Origin of the sequence: Rhodococcus sp. 008 (assembly GCF_001682295.1) — a bacterium.
Taxonomy (GTDB): domain Bacteria; phylum Actinomycetota; class Actinomycetes; order Mycobacteriales; family Mycobacteriaceae; genus Rhodococcus_F; species Rhodococcus_F qingshengii.
On sequence record NZ_CP012749.1, the window covers coordinates 3,602,515 to 3,616,386 of the forward strand.

Below are 13,872 nucleotides of genomic sequence, written 5' to 3' on the forward strand. Positions count from 1 at the left end.
GAGAGAGCAAGATGCGAACGCTCGCACGTTTCTCACTCGGTCCCCACCGACTGTTTCCTGCGCGTCAAGTTCCGGACCCAACGCTCCTGAAGTCTGTGTTCAACACCAACCACCCGGGTCACCGGGAGCACACTGGGGAGCTCGAATGCCATACACACGTAGATCTTTCATGCGCAGCCTGGGAATCACCGGCGGCGCCGGCCTGGCACTCGGTGCTATGTCGTCCATCGGCCTGGCGCCGGCAGTGGCGTCGACGCCGAGGCGATTTCAGGCACCTGCTGCGGGTGACCTGATCGGAAAGGTCAAGGGAAATCACTCCGTCGTGATCCTCGGCGGCGGACCGTCCGGGCTGTGCTCTGCCTACGAACTGCAGAAGGCCGGATACAAGGTCACCGTCCTCGAAGCACGCAACCGCCCGGGTGGTCGGGTGTGGTCGATCCGCAACGGCACCGAAGAAACCGACCTGAACGGTGAGACACAGACCTGTTCGTTCTCCGAGGGGCACTTCTACAACCTCGGTGCGACGCGTATTCCGCAAAATCACAACACCATCGACTACTGCCGCGAACTGGGCGTCGAACTGCAGATGTTCGGAAACCAGAATGCGAACACCTTCGTCAACTACACCGGCAACAAGCCGCTGGCGAATCAGTCGATCACCTACCGAGCAGCCAAAGCCGACACCTACGGATACATGTCCGAGCTGCTGCAGAAGGCCACCAATCAGGGCGCTCTCGACCAGGTCTTGAGCAAGGAAGACAAAGAAGCACTCTCGTCCTTCCTCACCGACTTCGGCGATCTCTCCAGCGACGGCCGCTATGTCGGATCCTCGCGTCGAGGGCACTCCGCGGAGCCGGGCGCCGGCCTCAACTTCGGAACCGAGATCGAACCATTCGGGATGAGCGATGTCATCCAGGGCGGCATCGGGCGTGCATTCTCCTTCGAGTTCGGTTACGACCAGGCCATGACGATGATGACCCCCGTCGGTGGCATGGACCGGATCTACTACAAGTTCCAGGACGCGATCGGGATGGACAACATCGAGTTCGGCGCCGAGGTCAGCGGCATGAAGAACGTGCCGGAAGGCGTCACCGTCGACTACGTCGTCGACGGCAAGACCAAGTCGATCACCGCCGACTACGCAATCTGCACGATCCCACCGCACCTGATCAAGCGGCTGAACAACAATCTGCCCTCCGACATCCTGCTCGCGTTGGATGCAGCCAAGCCGTCGTCGTCGGGCAAGCTCGGTATCGAATACTCGCGTCGGTGGTGGGAGACCGAGGACCGCATCTACGGTGGCGCGTCCAACACCGACCGCGACATCTCCCAGATCATGTTCCCCTACGATCACTACAACTCCGACCGCGGCGTCGTCGTCGCGTACTACAGCTCGGGTAAGCGTCAACAGGCTTTCGAATCGCTCACCCACCGTCAGCGGCTGGCAAAGGCCATCGCCGAAGGCGCAGAAATCCACGGCGACAAATACACTCGCGACATCTCGTCGTCCTTCTCCGGAAGCTGGCGTCGCACCAAGTATTCGGAATCCGCCTGGGCATCATGGGCCGGCGCGGGAGATTCCCACGGCGGCATGGCAACTCCCGAGTACACCAAGCTGCTCGAACCCGTCGACCGGATCTACTTCGCCGGCGATCACCTCTCCAACGCCATCGCCTGGCAGCACGGGGCCTTCACGTCCGCGCAGGACGTCGTGACCCACCTGCATCAGCGTGTTGCGCAAACTGCCTGACGTGCTTCGTTTCCCATCACTTTTTCTGGAGGTCTAATCATGAAATCTCGCAGCACCAAGGTCCTTGCAGCGGCATTCGCCGCCACCACGCTACTGGGCTTCGCCACTGCCTGCTCGTCTGACGAGGCGGACGCCGAGACCACATCGAGTTCGTTCGTCTCGAAATCGATTCTCGAAGCGGGGCAGGCAAACCCGATGATCGCTCAGGGCGTCGCGATCGGCGGCGACACCGCAATCTACAAGACCAGCGGCATCGGTCCGTCGGCAGGAAACAAGGCGGCGCCGGAAGGTTCGCCGGAGTCGTACATCGACGGTCAGTTCTCCGGCGGTGTTCTGCCGACCGGTGTCACCGTCACCGAGGCGCAGGGCATCAATGTACTCAAGAAGATCCGCGACAACCTCGAAGCTCAGGGATTGAGTCTCGAAGACGTCGTGACGATGCGCGTCTTCCTCGACAACGCGCCGGGATCGGACAAGGCCGACTACACAGGATGGAATCGCGCGTACCGGCAGTTCTTCGCCAACACCAATCTCGACACGGGTGACACCGAGTTGGTGCCGATGGGCACGGCCGAGCCGATCGCTCCGATCGAGCGAAACAGCGCCCGGCCCACCCGATTCGCCCTCGAGGTTGCCGGACTGCCCGTTGCCGGTTGGCTCGTCGAGGTAGAGGTCGATGCGGTGTACCCCGACGGCAAGGAACCCGCCTGATGGGCGCGCTCAGCCCGACTCACTGGGCGATCGTCGCAGTAGTGCTCGTGGTGCTGTTCGGTTCGAAGAAGCTGCCCGACGCGGCCCGGGGCCTCGGCAGGTCGATGCGGATCCTGAAGTCCGAAGTCGGTGAACTGCAGTCGGATACGGACCTCGCGTTGGAGCAGCGAGACTGACCCCCGTGCGCGGTTGAGGAGCCCCCACACTCCTCAACCGCGCACAGGTCTACTAGATCAGACCTTCGGAACGAGCTACCGACGGTGGTGACGGCGGACCCTTCACGAAGACATCGATCAGCACGTCCTCGTCCTGGTACGACGCGAACTGCGCCAACCCCGGCGTCTGGCGCACAGCCGAATGAACAGCGTCACCGTTTTGCGGATACTCCGGCACGACGTGACGCCAATGGGCGCACAGCAGCGTTCCGCCAGGCTCGAGATGCTCGACGACCTGCAGCATTGCCTCGATGAGCTTTTCGAAGGTCAGGTAGTAGCCGACTTCGCTGATGACGACGAGGTCGAAGGTTTCTTCGGACCAGTCGTCACCCAAGGCCCAGAGCCGAAATTCGGCGTCATGTCCGGTAAGCCTCGCACGAGCGCTCTCGAGTGCGGTCGGGACGATGTCGGTGGCGAGAACGCTGTCGCAGCGCTCGGACAACTTCTCGGTGAGAACCCCGATCGAGCACCCCGGTTCGAATGCGCGACGGTATCGAGGTTTCGGGAGCATAGCGACACTGAGTGCGTACTTCCGCTGCTCGTACCAGCGGGATTCGAAATCCCATGGGTCGGACTGTGCGGCATACATCTTGGCGAAGTAATCCGCGGGGAGTTCACGATCGCTCATACGAACACCGTCTCGTACGGCCTCAGTAATCGTTCCATCGCGTGGCGGGGGAGGATGGGTGCATCCGCGGGATGATCGGAAAGCGGAGCGATCTGTGAAGTGAACTCATTGGTGGCAGCAGATTTCGCAGCCTGAACGTCGGAGGGCAAGGTCACCTTTCGTGCTCTTTCCCACGGGACTGCCGCATGATCCGGCGCGGCCCAATGCCACGCCCAGATGGGATACTCGATCAAGCGCGATCCAGTGTCCGCGCACGCCCTCGCCGCCGCGTATCCGGTGGCTTCGTGGTCCGGGTGGCCGTCCCCGCGCCACGTGGAGGCGCACCAGGTATCCGCCGAGGAATCACCGAGAATCGAGCTGAGGCGGTCGGTCAACTCCTGTCGGTTCTCGCCGATCTTTCCGTCCGGGATGCTCAATCGAACCGGTGTGGGAATTCCGAGGACACGCGCTGCCCGATCCGACTCGGACCGTCGACGGCGTTCCATCTCGGGCTGAGTCACGGTCGGTGAATCGGGATGCGAAGCTCCGCCGTCGGTGACAGATACGACCTGAACACTGATGCCGGAAAGTATTGCCAGAAGAGCGGTTCCGCCCAGACCGAGTATTTCGTCGTCGGGATGGGGAGCGACGATGATCAATCGTGAGCATCCGGTGAGATCCAGTTCCGGAAAACTTCTTCCCCACTCCCGCCATGTCGATTCGGGAGTACCGCCGTCGTCGACAGGCTTCTGCGCGAACAGTTTCGAGTTCACCACGGCCGTTTCCCCTTGGCTGCAATCCGGCCCAGCTCGGCGAGATCCTTCTCGGCGTGACTCTGCCGCAAGTAGACGGTGAGATCGGCTACCCGTGCGGCGTGCGCGGCGTCCATGCAGAGCGGTGCGGCGCCGAGAGCGCGTCCCACCCGATCCAGGGTCTCGGTAGCGGCGCGCTCGACAATTGCGCGCACACGGAGTGCCCGCTGCATGGCCTCGGCATTTTCGTCGAAGGGATCCGCATCGACCTCGGCCGCCGCGACTGCGAGCGCGTTGCGCGCTGCGGCGAGCGCTGCATCGACCGCACCGAGGTGTGCGAGTACGTAGGGGTCTTCGCTGCTTGCAGCCTTGTCGTACAACGGATCAGCGACGCCGCAGGCGCCGCCGTACCAGCATGCAGCCACGCCGATCGCGCCGTGCCAGAACCCCGGGCGGCTCAGGTAGTCGCCTGCCGTCCCGACCGGTATGGCCGGAACCATGTCGAAGTCGACCGCGCTGGAGTCGCTTTCGGCCATACCGACGGCCTTCCACGAATCGGGAACGGGATGCACCCCAGGTAGTCCGAGCTCGACCGCGAAGAGGGAGGGGACACCGTCGACCAAGGCGGTGATCAGTGCATGCGTGCAGGTGTTGGCGCCGGAACACCACAACTTGCGACCGGTGAGCGTCCAGATCCCCACGTGCTCAGACGCATTCACCACAGGTTGGGGTGGCTCGGCCGCCCACACTCCCCACAGCTGCCCGGGTTCGGGATCCGGTCCGTCGAGTTCGGTGAGTATCGCGACGGCATCGGTGTGAGCCTCAGCCATCCGGCCGAGAACCACATTCTCCCGTGTGAGCTCTGCCAGGGAGGTCCACCGTGCGGCCGTCGCGCCGCCGCCGGGCAGCGGCAAGTACAGTCCACCTGCGTCCAGGAGTGTGTGTAGTCGTTTCATCGTGCCAGCTCCGCTTCTTCGTTATCGGCGGTCGTACCACCCAGGTTACGGATATGTCCGGCAAAGCCGCCCGGAGTTCGGCCGTCGAGACGCGCAGACGTGGTGACCGCAATGTCCTCTGCCCACGCGATACAGGCACCGGCCTCGCTCAACCGCCGGACGAGATCGACATCCTCGTCTTCTTCGAGATCGCAGAATCCTCCGACGTCCCAGTACATATCGGCGCGGACACCGAGGTTGGCACCGTGGACGTGACCGTGTCGACCATAGGGATGTGCGTGGTACATACGTTCGTACCGTTCGCGAACGGAGTGCGGATGGCCTTCCCAGTCCGCGATGCGAACGGTGCCCGCGACGACGTCCGCAGTACGCGCATACTCCAATTGGCGCGCAATCCAGGTGGGGCCGACCACCGAATCGGCATCGGTCGTGGCGAACCACGCTGAGGCCCCCAAATCCGAGCCGAACGCAGAGAAACCCGTCGCTCGCGAACGGCCGACGTTCTGATGCTCGACGCGGAGTACTTCCACCCCGTCGGGGATGACCCCCGCGGTTCCGTCCGAACAGTTGTCGAGGACGGCAACCACTCGGACGGGGACAACGCAAGCAGACGCCGCTGTTGCGAGTGCACGAAGGCAATTGGGGAGGTCTTCGGCTTCGTTGTGGGCGGGAACTACGACAAGAACCTGGTCGATTGGCACAGTGACGATCCTTTCCTCACCCTGGTACGGTCGGGTCTTCTTTCGTCCCGGTTCTCAACAGATAACCACATTTCGGACGGGGGCCGCCGCGCGACCGCCAGCAGCCGTGCAGGTCGAAAACTGTTTCGGTGAAACATCTCTGGATACGTTTGAGAGATGTGCCGGCGGGGTACAAGACGGGGTTTTGGGTGCAAAACGGGGTTTCGCACCGAAGAATCTTCAGAACCGGCGGTGGCGCACCGAATCGACGAGCATCCGGGCCACCTCGTGCAGTTTCACGTTGGTGTGCTGCGATTGCTGAACGAGCCGGCTGAATGCTTCGTCGGCGTCGATGCCGTGGATGGCGATCAGCACGCCCTTGGCTTGTTCGATCTCGGCACGAGATTCCATGGCGCAGTGCAACTGTTCGATGTGCTCGTGTGCCCGACGCCAGCGTCGTGAATCTGCGATCGCCGCGCCCGCACCGGCGGTGAACAATTTCATCAACTCTTCGTCGAAGGGCTTGAACTCTGTCGAGGCGAATCCGTAGACGTTGAACGCGCCGAGAAGTTCGGTGCTTCCTTCGCCCATGGTGAGCGGCACGGACAAGTAGGACCGGACACCTTGTTTCCGGGCCTCGGCGGTGAATTCCGGCCATTTGTCGTCGTGATCACCCACCTTCGACCGAACCGACGACATGGTGCGCGCGGCGTCAACGCACGGACCACGATCGGCGGAATGCTGGGCATCGTCTATCGCGGAAAGGTAGTCCGCGGTAGATGCAGCAGTTCGTGGGCCATCGGCGGACAGCACCGTCACGCTGACAGCATCGGCATCCGGCAGCGCTTTGACCGCCGTCTCGGCCAGACGTTGGAGCATGGAGTCGAGATGCGCGTCCGTGTTCAGAGTGGACCGGAGTCCGGCAATCGCTTCGGCGAGGGTGTCGAGCGAATCTGCTGCGGAAGCAAACGCCGCGGCTCCCTGTGGGGTGTCCGCATTGCCTGTCATGATTCAGGTCTACTCCGCAAATTGCGGCGATGTAACCGTTCCAGGCGGTCTTTGCTTCGATGTTGCATGAAATCCGAGGTTCCTGGGTAGCCGCACGCAGCGATGTGCGATGTCGCCTGAAAAAGAGGAGCCGATGATGATCCTGCGTTTACCTGGTGTGTATCCACCGCAACACGACACGTCGTTACTGGCGGATGCGCTGCTGTTCGAGCGCCTCACCGCTCGCAGTCGGGTGCTGGATCTCTGCACGGGGACCGGCGCCCTCGCTGTCGCGGCATCCGCGGCAGGCGCAGGCCACGTCGTCGCGGTCGACATATCTCGCCGAGCGTGTGCCAATGCTCGTCTCAACGGGATCCTCAACGGAACCTCGATCGACTCCCGTCGTGGCGACCTCACCGAGGCGGTGCACGGCGAACTCTTCGATCTGGTGATCTCCAACCCGCCGTACGTCCCTGCTCTTGCAGATGATCTCCCTACCGCTGGAATCGAACGTGCTTGGGACGCAGGCAAGGACGGACGCGCCCTCATCGACAGGATCGCAGCCACCGTTCACGAGGTGCTCGTCCCGGGCGGCACACTGCTTCTCCTGCAATCGGTGCTGTGTGGGGTCGACAAGACCGAGGCGATACTCGAAGAACACGGTATGGCCGTAGAGATTTCAGCCCGGAAGTACGTTCCCTTCGGGCCCGTGATGCGCGAGAGGCGCACCATGCTCGAGGCACGAGGGTTGATCACCACCGGTCAGGAAATCGAACAACTCGTGATCATTCGCGCAACGAAGTCTTGCCCTTCTCCCAACTCGATGTGAGGTGATCGCCGAGAAGATCGTCGAACGCCAGGCACGCTGCGGCGCCGAACAAGATGTCATCAGTGCGGTGCGGCTGCGAAGAAGCGAGACCGCCGGCAAGTTCCCGAACGGCGATCTGTTCGTGAACGGAATCCGCTTCCACGTGCTCGTCGTAGAACAGTGTCGCGCCCGAACCGAATCCGAGTCGGCGCAGTCCTGCGCTGTATCGTTTGCTCGGCAGCGCAGACGTGGTCTCGACAGCGCACAGGTGCCCGACCAGCGTTCCGAGATGGCGGCGATGAAAACCGAAGAGCGAGAGAGCATTCAACGACGCCAACGTTACCGCGGGAACAGAATCGATGTAGTGGCCGTAGCGGTCCGAAAGACCCACAGCCCGCATGGTGTCGGCAAAAAGACGCGAATGCATTCGCTCTGCGCGGCCGCCTCCGTACTCGTCGCTCTGCACTTCGACGAGGGCGGCCTTGACGGCACCGGAGAGGCGCGAAATTCCGAGGGTGTGCACATCCGCCTCGCGGAGCTGATTGAGCGAACGGTGAATCAGCACCTCCGAGAACTGATCGATCGTTGCATCTTTCGCCATGAAGGACGCAAGACCTGGGCCTGCACTGGGGGCGGTCATCGACCAGAGGTCGGCCACGACGTCGCCAGACGACTCCACTGTCCCCACGAGTTGCGCGATGGCGGACTCGAAACGCTCTTCGAGCCGAGACCGCACCGCGAGCAGGTCCGGATTCCACTCCCATTTGTCCGAGACGTTCTCGATTCCCTGCAAATGAAGCTCGTAGAGGAGCGTCAGGGTCAGCTGAGCGTCGTCGTCACGAAGAATGTCGTAGGTGAGGTCGGTGGACTGTGCATCCTCGTACGCGTCAGCGGCAGCCGTAATCTCCCTCGGATCGGCCGAGGAGCGCAGAATGGAAACGAGAGTGGCGCTCAATGGGCCGCGGGCCTGTGGAACAGGCATGGAAGTGGGCACACCAGTGGCCGAATCGAGAACTGAAGAGGACATATGACCGCGTTTCCCGAATCGTCATCTGCCGAAACACCGAGTGTTCCCGGTAACAACACCACCATAACCGCCTGCACGGACGGCCCGCTGCTGGTGCGTGGTGACTTCGAGTTGCTCCGTGAAGACGGCACTCCGATAGAGAACAAGCGCTCTACGGTTGCATTGTGTCGATGTGGGCGGACCGGCATCGCGCCGTTCTGCGACAGCTCCCACAAGAAGAAGCGGGCGCGAGCGACGTAACCGGTGCCAATTGGGAACAAGCCCGACCCGTGAACCAAGACGACCCGGAAACCAAGAAAAGGCTGGATGCCGGCACCATGCGGTGCAGCGTCCAGCCTTTTCAGTCTGAAGTCAGACTGGGATCGAACTCAGATGGCGCGAACATTCTGAGCCTGGGGGCCCTTCTGGCCCTGTCCGATCTCGAACTCGACCTTCTGGCCCTCGTCGAGGGACTTGTAGCCGCTGCCCTGGATCTCCGAGTAGTGAACGAACACATCCGGTCCGCCACCTTCCTGCTCGATGAATCCGAAGCCCTTTTCACCGTTGAACCACTTGACACTGCCCTGAGCCATAACCAAATTCTCCTGGATCCATCGAGCCGAGCCCTCCCATCGAGAGTCCGGTCTCACACCTGATCCTGCCATGCTCTTCTTTTTCTGTCTCCAATTACATGCATGGCGAGTTGCAGTATTTGACGGCTTTGTCCCGTTCCGGGACCACGTCGGAAGCAGGTGATTGTTCAACTATGCGCGTTTACCTGCTGTGATGTATTCGTCCCTTCGATGCAGCGCGAAATGACAACACCTGTGTTAAATCTGGATTCGCGGCGCAGAATGCCACCCCGATACCGAGGAGGGGACCAAATACCCAACTCGATCGGGGTCGAGATCAGTCCGAATCGTCGGGTTTGGTGTGCCCGTCGAACGTCACATGGATGTTCTCGTGGGGAACCGCGCGTTGTGCTTTTGCTTGATCGGCGAAGGTGCGCCGATCGCCTTCGATGAGTTCGGTGTTGTCGGTGAACGGAGCCAACAACGCCCGCGGATGGAGTTTGTCGACTCGCACGACGTTGATTTCCGCACACATGACGATCGAGGCTGCAGCGAGGAACAAGAAGGCCAACAAACCCAGAACGATGGCAAAGACGCCATTGGTGGTGGAGGCACCCCGCACCACAGAGGTCACATAGAGGGCACCGAAGGACTGAAGTGCTTGCCAGAGAACAGCAGCGGCGATCGCTCCAGGTGCCACATCGGCTACCGAGAGCGGGCGGGCGCAGGTGAGCCGGAAAGCGACGATGAAGATGCCCGCATTCAAGACGACTACCGCAAGGGTCAGTAGGAAGCTGAACGAACCGCCCAGATGAAGCGCACCGCCGATGTTGGAGACAGCGGTGGTCCCCAAGATCGCGAGACCGATCGTGCCGAGGAGTAGTAGCCCTTGGAGACGCCCGCGGATGGGATCCGGTCGCATGTTTCGGGGCACCGACCACACCGTGTTCATCGCGTTCTGGCAAGCCAGAGCGACACCGAGGCCACCGTAGAGACCACCGACGATTCCGATCACCAGACCCGTGACACCGCCGCCGATCTGTTGCGCATTGCCCAGGTCGTCACCGATCACCGGAAACTGATGCAGCGCGGAGTCCAAGATCTGTTGCTGAAGCTCAGGGTTGCCCGACAGCACGAAGCCGAGAATGGTCGAGAGCAACAGAAGAAGAGGAAAGAGCGAGACGAAGCCGTAGTAAGCGATCAGCGCGGCTAGATAAACACCTTGATCGTCGAGGAACTTGTAGAGGACCGCTATCGGGAACCCCAGGGCCGGATGCTTCTGTTGCAAGGCATCGAGGCGCTTGGCGATTGTCATTCTCGGTCTCTCTCAGCTCGTCGGACAGCCCGACGAACCTTAGTCGCTGCGAGCGCCCGGCGCTCGACGCCGGTGCAGCCGTCGCGTCAGGAGGCTTCGAGTGACTTCTCTGCTTCGTCGAGCGCGCGCATTGCTCCCTCGACAGAGTTGGTGACCGGGAATTCCTCTTCCGCCCGCGCCGCGCGAAGCAAGCGTCGAAGCGGGTGTGACCCGATCGCGGCCCACTGGAAGTCGTTGGCTCGCGAACGGGAGTTCAGCTCGGCGAACAGTTCGAGGCAGACCGCACCGACGAACAGTGAGTTGGACAAGTCCAGAATGACGCGAGACCACTCCGCAGCGTACGAGTTGAGAAGTTCTCGTAGTGCTGGGGCGGAGAGTTTGTCGAGGTCGACCTCGACCTGGATCAGGACTGTCGAGGGCGCTATCCGCCAGGCCGCGAAACCATGCGTTTCCACGATCGGCCCCAATTGTGTTGAGGGATCGATGGAATCGATCGGTGTGTGGTCGAGTTCATTCAGATTCATGGCAGATCCGGTCTGTGTGCTTTCATCGAAAGGCTGACGACCGATCTGGCGGCGCGGAAAGTTAATGCGTCCAGGCGTGGAAAGCTTTAGAGCTCAATGGAAATGAACAATACAGATGTGCGCAGGAAATGCTCACCTGATCCAGAGCCTTGATGCGAACCGAGCGCCAGTGGCTTCAACCCCGGCTGTATTCTCAACCTCGGTACCGTTCAGTGTAGCTCGAGGGCGTGAATCGGTCCAGGTGAGAGGTCGAATATTAAGCGGTGCAATGTTTTTGGTCGACGCTTCGGTATGGTGGAAGATCAGCGTCACCGGACGAAGGGAATCAGATGAACGACCGCGATGCACTCACGGCCATCTCGACCAAGCTCGACACACTGATCGGCGCGGAGACCAACGGTTTGCGGGACGAGGTTCCGCCCGGTTCCAGTGTGCAGCGCACCGAGCAGGACGGCGAGCACGGCCGGTGGGGGCACGATTACCGCCTCGCCAACAAGTATCTCGAGGCCCTCGACATCGGCCAGCCCGGTCTCATTGATCGAGACGAGCTGGAACGTCTTGCGCAGGAATACATCTGATCCTCGAGACGTACCTTCAGAAGATTTCACCCATCTCGGTGCGTAGCTGCTTCAGTGACTGAGTGAGGATTCTGGATACATGCATCTGAGAGATGCCGACCTTTTCGGCAATCTGGGATTGGGTGAGATGGCCGAAGAATCTGAGAACGACGATCGTGCGCTCGCGCTCCGGTAGTGCCAGGAGCGCGGGCCGCAGGGTTTCGTGATTGTCGATCCGACTGATCGCTTCGTCGTACTGTCCCAAAGTGTCTATCAGAGTCAGACCACTCCCGTCGCCGGCGGACGCGGTGTCGAGCGGTGTGGTTCGGTACGAATTACCGGCGGTCAAACCTTGTTCGACCTCGTCCGGTTCGATGTCGAGTTCCTTGGCGAGTTCCGCGACTGTCGGTGCACGGCCGAGCGTCTGGGACAAAGTCGTGAGCGCCCGGTTGAGGGCAAGGTGCCGTTCCTGAAGGCTACGAGGCACTCGCACGGACCAGCCGTGATCGCGAAAATGCTTGCGAACCTCACCCATGACGGTCGGGACGGCGAACGAGAGGAAATCCGATCCTTTGTCGACGTCGAATCGCTGCACGGCCTGTATGAGCCCGACGCGAGCAACTTGCTCCAAGTCCTCGAAAGGCTGGCCACGCCCCTGGTACCGGCGAGCGACGTGTGTGGCCAGGGGTAGGCACAGTTCGATGATCGAGGTGGTTATTTTTTCTCGGCTGGGATCATTCGGCGGAAGCGAGGCCATCGAGACGAACAGTTCGACAGCTGTTTCGTACTGGTCCTTCTTGTCCGGTGGGACAGCGGTCACGCACGCTCCTGGGGCAAGCCCTTTTCAAGCGTCATCGTCAGGGTGATGTGACCGTCCGCGTCGATTTCCGACTGTTCCAAGCGGACGGAATCGACCAGCGCTTCGAGAACGAACCATCCGAAGCTGTGCGACTTGTCGGGTATCTCGGAGTGCGCGATCACGGACACGACAGTCCGAAGTGTGCGGCCGACGGTGTCGAATCGGCAAGTCAAGTCGCTGGACGGTATCGCGTGGCCGATGAGGATGCTCGCGACTTCGTCCATCGCCAGAGCAAGGTCGGCTGTTCCGTCGACATCGAGTCCGGTGTTGTTGGCAACCGTTCGGGTGATTCCGCGCAGAGTGGGAAGTTGAGAGTACGACGCGCGGACGCGGAGCGAGGCGATGGAGTCGTGAGTTAGTTCGGTTTCGGTCGGACTCGACAGAGGGATCAAGGGGCTTCCTGTAGGTAGATGTGGCGTAATTCCGGCGGACCGAGGCAAGGACCGGTACCGGCCGTGCGTGCCAGCCATCTCTACCCCGGAAGTATTCATGGCCTTGGATTACCCTTCGCCCGGCGAACTAACCCTCTTTACCCGAACTAGAGGATGAATTGTGAGACACATCACCTGTGGTGCGGACGTACCGAATCCTCATCTTTCATTTTCGCGTCGTTCGGGTACAGCCGCTTCATGGACACCCATTCGGACAGACAGATCCCCGTACACATACGACCGGAAGGTGTCACTGATGACGAGGTGAAGGCGGCAGGAGTGCTGTCGAACGCCCTTGAAACGGTGGAACGGGCACGCGGTGCTCTGTACGACTTCCATCAGCTGATAGGGCATGCCGATCTGATGCTCGACGAGGTCGTCGAGCTACTGCGATCCAGCGGCAACGACGACCTGGCCGATCAGGTCGAGGGCGAGTTGATGGGCCGGAACGTGGTCGAGGGGCGCTGGACTTTCCAGTTGGTCGAAGAGTTCGACGAGAACTACTGGTCGTTTTTTCGTGAATGCGAGAAAGTGGTGCGCGACAAGCTGGCAGGCGGAGTGCCGCACCTCTTCGAAGCCGAGATGAAGGAGCGACGCCGCACGCACGGTTTGCGGCACCACGAGGCCAGGCCCTGAGGTTCCTATCTACTCTCGTGAGCTCGTCGCGGCACTGATCAGTGGTTCAGTTCGAGCTTTGCGCAACGATTCTCGCTCGGTCGCCGTCATGCCGCCCCAGATTCCGTGGGGTTCCCCGGTCTGGATGGCGTGCACCAGGCATCTCTGCACGACAGGGCATCTGGCGCACACCAGCTTCGCCGAACTCTCGCGCTTCGCTCGCCTGGAGCCGCGCTCGTTCGTGTCGTCGTAGAACAGAGCGGGGTCGGTGTCGCGGCAGGTGCCGGACAGTTGCCAATCCCACTCGTCGGCAAGGGGCCTGGGAGATGTGTAGGAGCGCATGAACATGGACGTTCCCTTCGCTGCGTGACGAACTCGACTCGGATCGCGGATCCAGGTCGGGTGTTAAGGCAAAGCTCGGTCCCGCCGGCCTGAACCGGCGGGACCTTCGAGGCTCCTCCCTCGAGGGGGAAGATTTCGGGGGTACCTCTGGTCGGTCATTACCCAGCCGTACAACTTTTGAATCC

The 13,872-nt window shown here is 61.4% G+C and carries 19 protein-coding genes; 7 read left to right on the forward strand and 12 right to left on the reverse strand.

Annotation, left to right across the window (positions count from 1 at the left end; genetic code table 11):
* The first annotated feature begins 169 nt into the window (after positions 1–169).
* From AOT96_RS16745 to tatA, 3 genes are read left to right on the forward strand one after another with little or no spacing between them, the layout of a single operon-like run.
* Positions 170–1,750 (forward strand): flavin monoamine oxidase family protein, encoded by a 1,581-nt coding sequence (locus tag AOT96_RS16745; protein ID WP_054826872.1) that lies wholly within the window; start codon positions 170–172, stop codon positions 1,748–1,750.
* A 39-nt stretch (positions 1,751–1,789) separates the two neighbouring features.
* Positions 1,790–2,461 (forward strand): Rid family hydrolase, encoded by a 672-nt coding sequence (locus tag AOT96_RS16750; RefSeq protein WP_007726540.1) that lies wholly within the window; start codon positions 1,790–1,792, stop codon positions 2,459–2,461.
* Positions 2,461–2,637, forward strand: coding sequence for a Sec-independent protein translocase subunit TatA (tatA, locus tag AOT96_RS16755; RefSeq protein ID WP_003943732.1), 177 nt, complete (start codon positions 2,461–2,463; stop codon positions 2,635–2,637). The genes AOT96_RS16750 and tatA overlap by 1 nt, the downstream gene beginning before the upstream one ends.
* A 52-nt stretch (positions 2,638–2,689) precedes the next feature.
* Here tatA and AOT96_RS16760 read toward each other — a convergent pair whose 3' ends face one another.
* The 5 genes from AOT96_RS16760 to AOT96_RS16780 form a co-directional block, all read right to left on the reverse strand.
* Positions 2,690–3,304: a class I SAM-dependent DNA methyltransferase gene (locus AOT96_RS16760; protein WP_007726541.1), complete on the reverse strand. Its 615-nt coding sequence runs from the start codon at positions 3,302–3,304 to the stop codon at positions 2,690–2,692.
* Positions 3,301–4,059, reverse strand: a complete 759-nt coding sequence (locus tag AOT96_RS16765; protein WP_065352043.1) for a PIG-L deacetylase family protein — start codon at positions 4,057–4,059, stop codon at positions 3,301–3,303. Before AOT96_RS16765 ends, AOT96_RS16760 begins: the two co-directional genes overlap by 4 nt.
* Positions 4,053–4,991, reverse strand: a complete 939-nt coding sequence (locus tag AOT96_RS16770) for an acyl-CoA dehydrogenase (protein WP_054826873.1) — start codon at positions 4,989–4,991, stop codon at positions 4,053–4,055. The genes AOT96_RS16765 and AOT96_RS16770 overlap by 7 nt, the downstream gene beginning before the upstream one ends.
* Positions 4,988–5,692, reverse strand: coding sequence for a glycosyltransferase (locus AOT96_RS16775; RefSeq protein WP_042452319.1), 705 nt, complete (start codon positions 5,690–5,692; stop codon positions 4,988–4,990). The genes AOT96_RS16770 and AOT96_RS16775 overlap by 4 nt, the downstream gene beginning before the upstream one ends.
* 219 nt (positions 5,693–5,911) lie before the next feature.
* Positions 5,912–6,679, reverse strand: a complete 768-nt coding sequence (locus AOT96_RS16780) for a GAF and ANTAR domain-containing protein (protein WP_054801039.1) — start codon at positions 6,677–6,679, stop codon at positions 5,912–5,914.
* A 109-nt stretch (positions 6,680–6,788) separates the two neighbouring features.
* Between AOT96_RS16780 and AOT96_RS16785 the strand changes: the two genes are divergently transcribed.
* Positions 6,789–7,487, forward strand: a complete 699-nt coding sequence (locus AOT96_RS16785) for a HemK2/MTQ2 family protein methyltransferase (protein ID WP_037131016.1) — start codon at positions 6,789–6,791, stop codon at positions 7,485–7,487.
* On the opposite strand, the gene AOT96_RS16790 is transcribed toward AOT96_RS16785, so the two are convergent.
* Positions 7,444–8,493, reverse strand: coding sequence for an iron-containing redox enzyme family protein (locus tag AOT96_RS16790; protein WP_058038939.1), 1,050 nt, complete (start codon positions 8,491–8,493; stop codon positions 7,444–7,446). The two genes, AOT96_RS16785 and AOT96_RS16790, sit on opposite strands and share 44 nt — an antisense overlap.
* Between AOT96_RS16790 and AOT96_RS16795 the strand changes: the two genes are divergently transcribed.
* Positions 8,494–8,733 (forward strand): CDGSH iron-sulfur domain-containing protein, encoded by a 240-nt coding sequence (locus AOT96_RS16795; protein WP_064075807.1) that lies wholly within the window; start codon positions 8,494–8,496, stop codon positions 8,731–8,733. It begins immediately after the preceding gene.
* A 128-nt stretch (positions 8,734–8,861) separates the two neighbouring features.
* Here the strand turns inward: AOT96_RS16795 and AOT96_RS16800 are convergent, their stop codons facing one another.
* The 3 genes from AOT96_RS16800 to AOT96_RS16810 form a co-directional block, all read right to left on the reverse strand.
* Positions 8,862–9,065, reverse strand: a complete 204-nt coding sequence (locus tag AOT96_RS16800; protein WP_003943666.1) for a cold-shock protein — start codon at positions 9,063–9,065, stop codon at positions 8,862–8,864.
* A gap of 316 nt (positions 9,066–9,381) precedes the next feature.
* A complete protein-coding gene (locus AOT96_RS16805) occupies positions 9,382–10,359 on the reverse strand; it encodes a YihY/virulence factor BrkB family protein (RefSeq protein WP_003943713.1) in 978 nt (325 codons plus the stop codon).
* A gap of 86 nt (positions 10,360–10,445) precedes the next feature.
* Positions 10,446–10,883, reverse strand: a complete 438-nt coding sequence (locus tag AOT96_RS16810) for an STAS domain-containing protein (protein WP_054187566.1) — start codon at positions 10,881–10,883, stop codon at positions 10,446–10,448.
* Between the two features lie 329 nt (positions 10,884–11,212).
* On the opposite strand from AOT96_RS16810, the gene AOT96_RS16815 reads away from it, so the two are divergent.
* Entirely contained in the window at positions 11,213–11,461 is a 249-nt protein-coding gene (locus tag AOT96_RS16815) for a hypothetical protein (protein WP_003943680.1), read from the forward strand.
* Positions 11,462–11,477: 16 nt separating this feature from the next.
* Here AOT96_RS16815 and AOT96_RS16820 read toward each other — a convergent pair whose 3' ends face one another.
* Together AOT96_RS16820 and AOT96_RS16825 are read right to left on the reverse strand one after the other, a co-directional pair.
* Positions 11,478–12,260, reverse strand: a complete 783-nt coding sequence (locus AOT96_RS16820) for a SigB/SigF/SigG family RNA polymerase sigma factor (protein WP_003943639.1) — start codon at positions 12,258–12,260, stop codon at positions 11,478–11,480.
* The gene (locus tag AOT96_RS16825; RefSeq protein WP_003943620.1) at positions 12,257–12,691 is read right to left on the reverse strand and encodes an ATP-binding protein; all 435 of its coding nucleotides are present in this window, start codon (positions 12,689–12,691) and stop codon (positions 12,257–12,259) included. Before AOT96_RS16825 ends, AOT96_RS16820 begins: the two co-directional genes overlap by 4 nt.
* Positions 12,692–12,928: 237 nt before the next feature.
* Here AOT96_RS16825 and AOT96_RS16830 point away from each other — a divergent pair, with 237 nt between their 5' ends.
* Positions 12,929–13,366 carry a hypothetical protein gene (locus AOT96_RS16830; RefSeq protein WP_039972685.1) on the forward strand — a complete coding sequence of 146 codons (438 nt, stop codon included), beginning with the start codon at positions 12,929–12,931 and terminating at the stop codon, positions 13,364–13,366.
* Between the two features lie 9 nt (positions 13,367–13,375).
* On the opposite strand, the gene AOT96_RS16835 is transcribed toward AOT96_RS16830, so the two are convergent.
* Positions 13,376–13,693, reverse strand: coding sequence for a WhiB family transcriptional regulator (locus AOT96_RS16835; protein ID WP_003943622.1), 318 nt, complete (start codon positions 13,691–13,693; stop codon positions 13,376–13,378).
* Between the last annotated feature and the right edge of the window lie 179 nt (positions 13,694–13,872).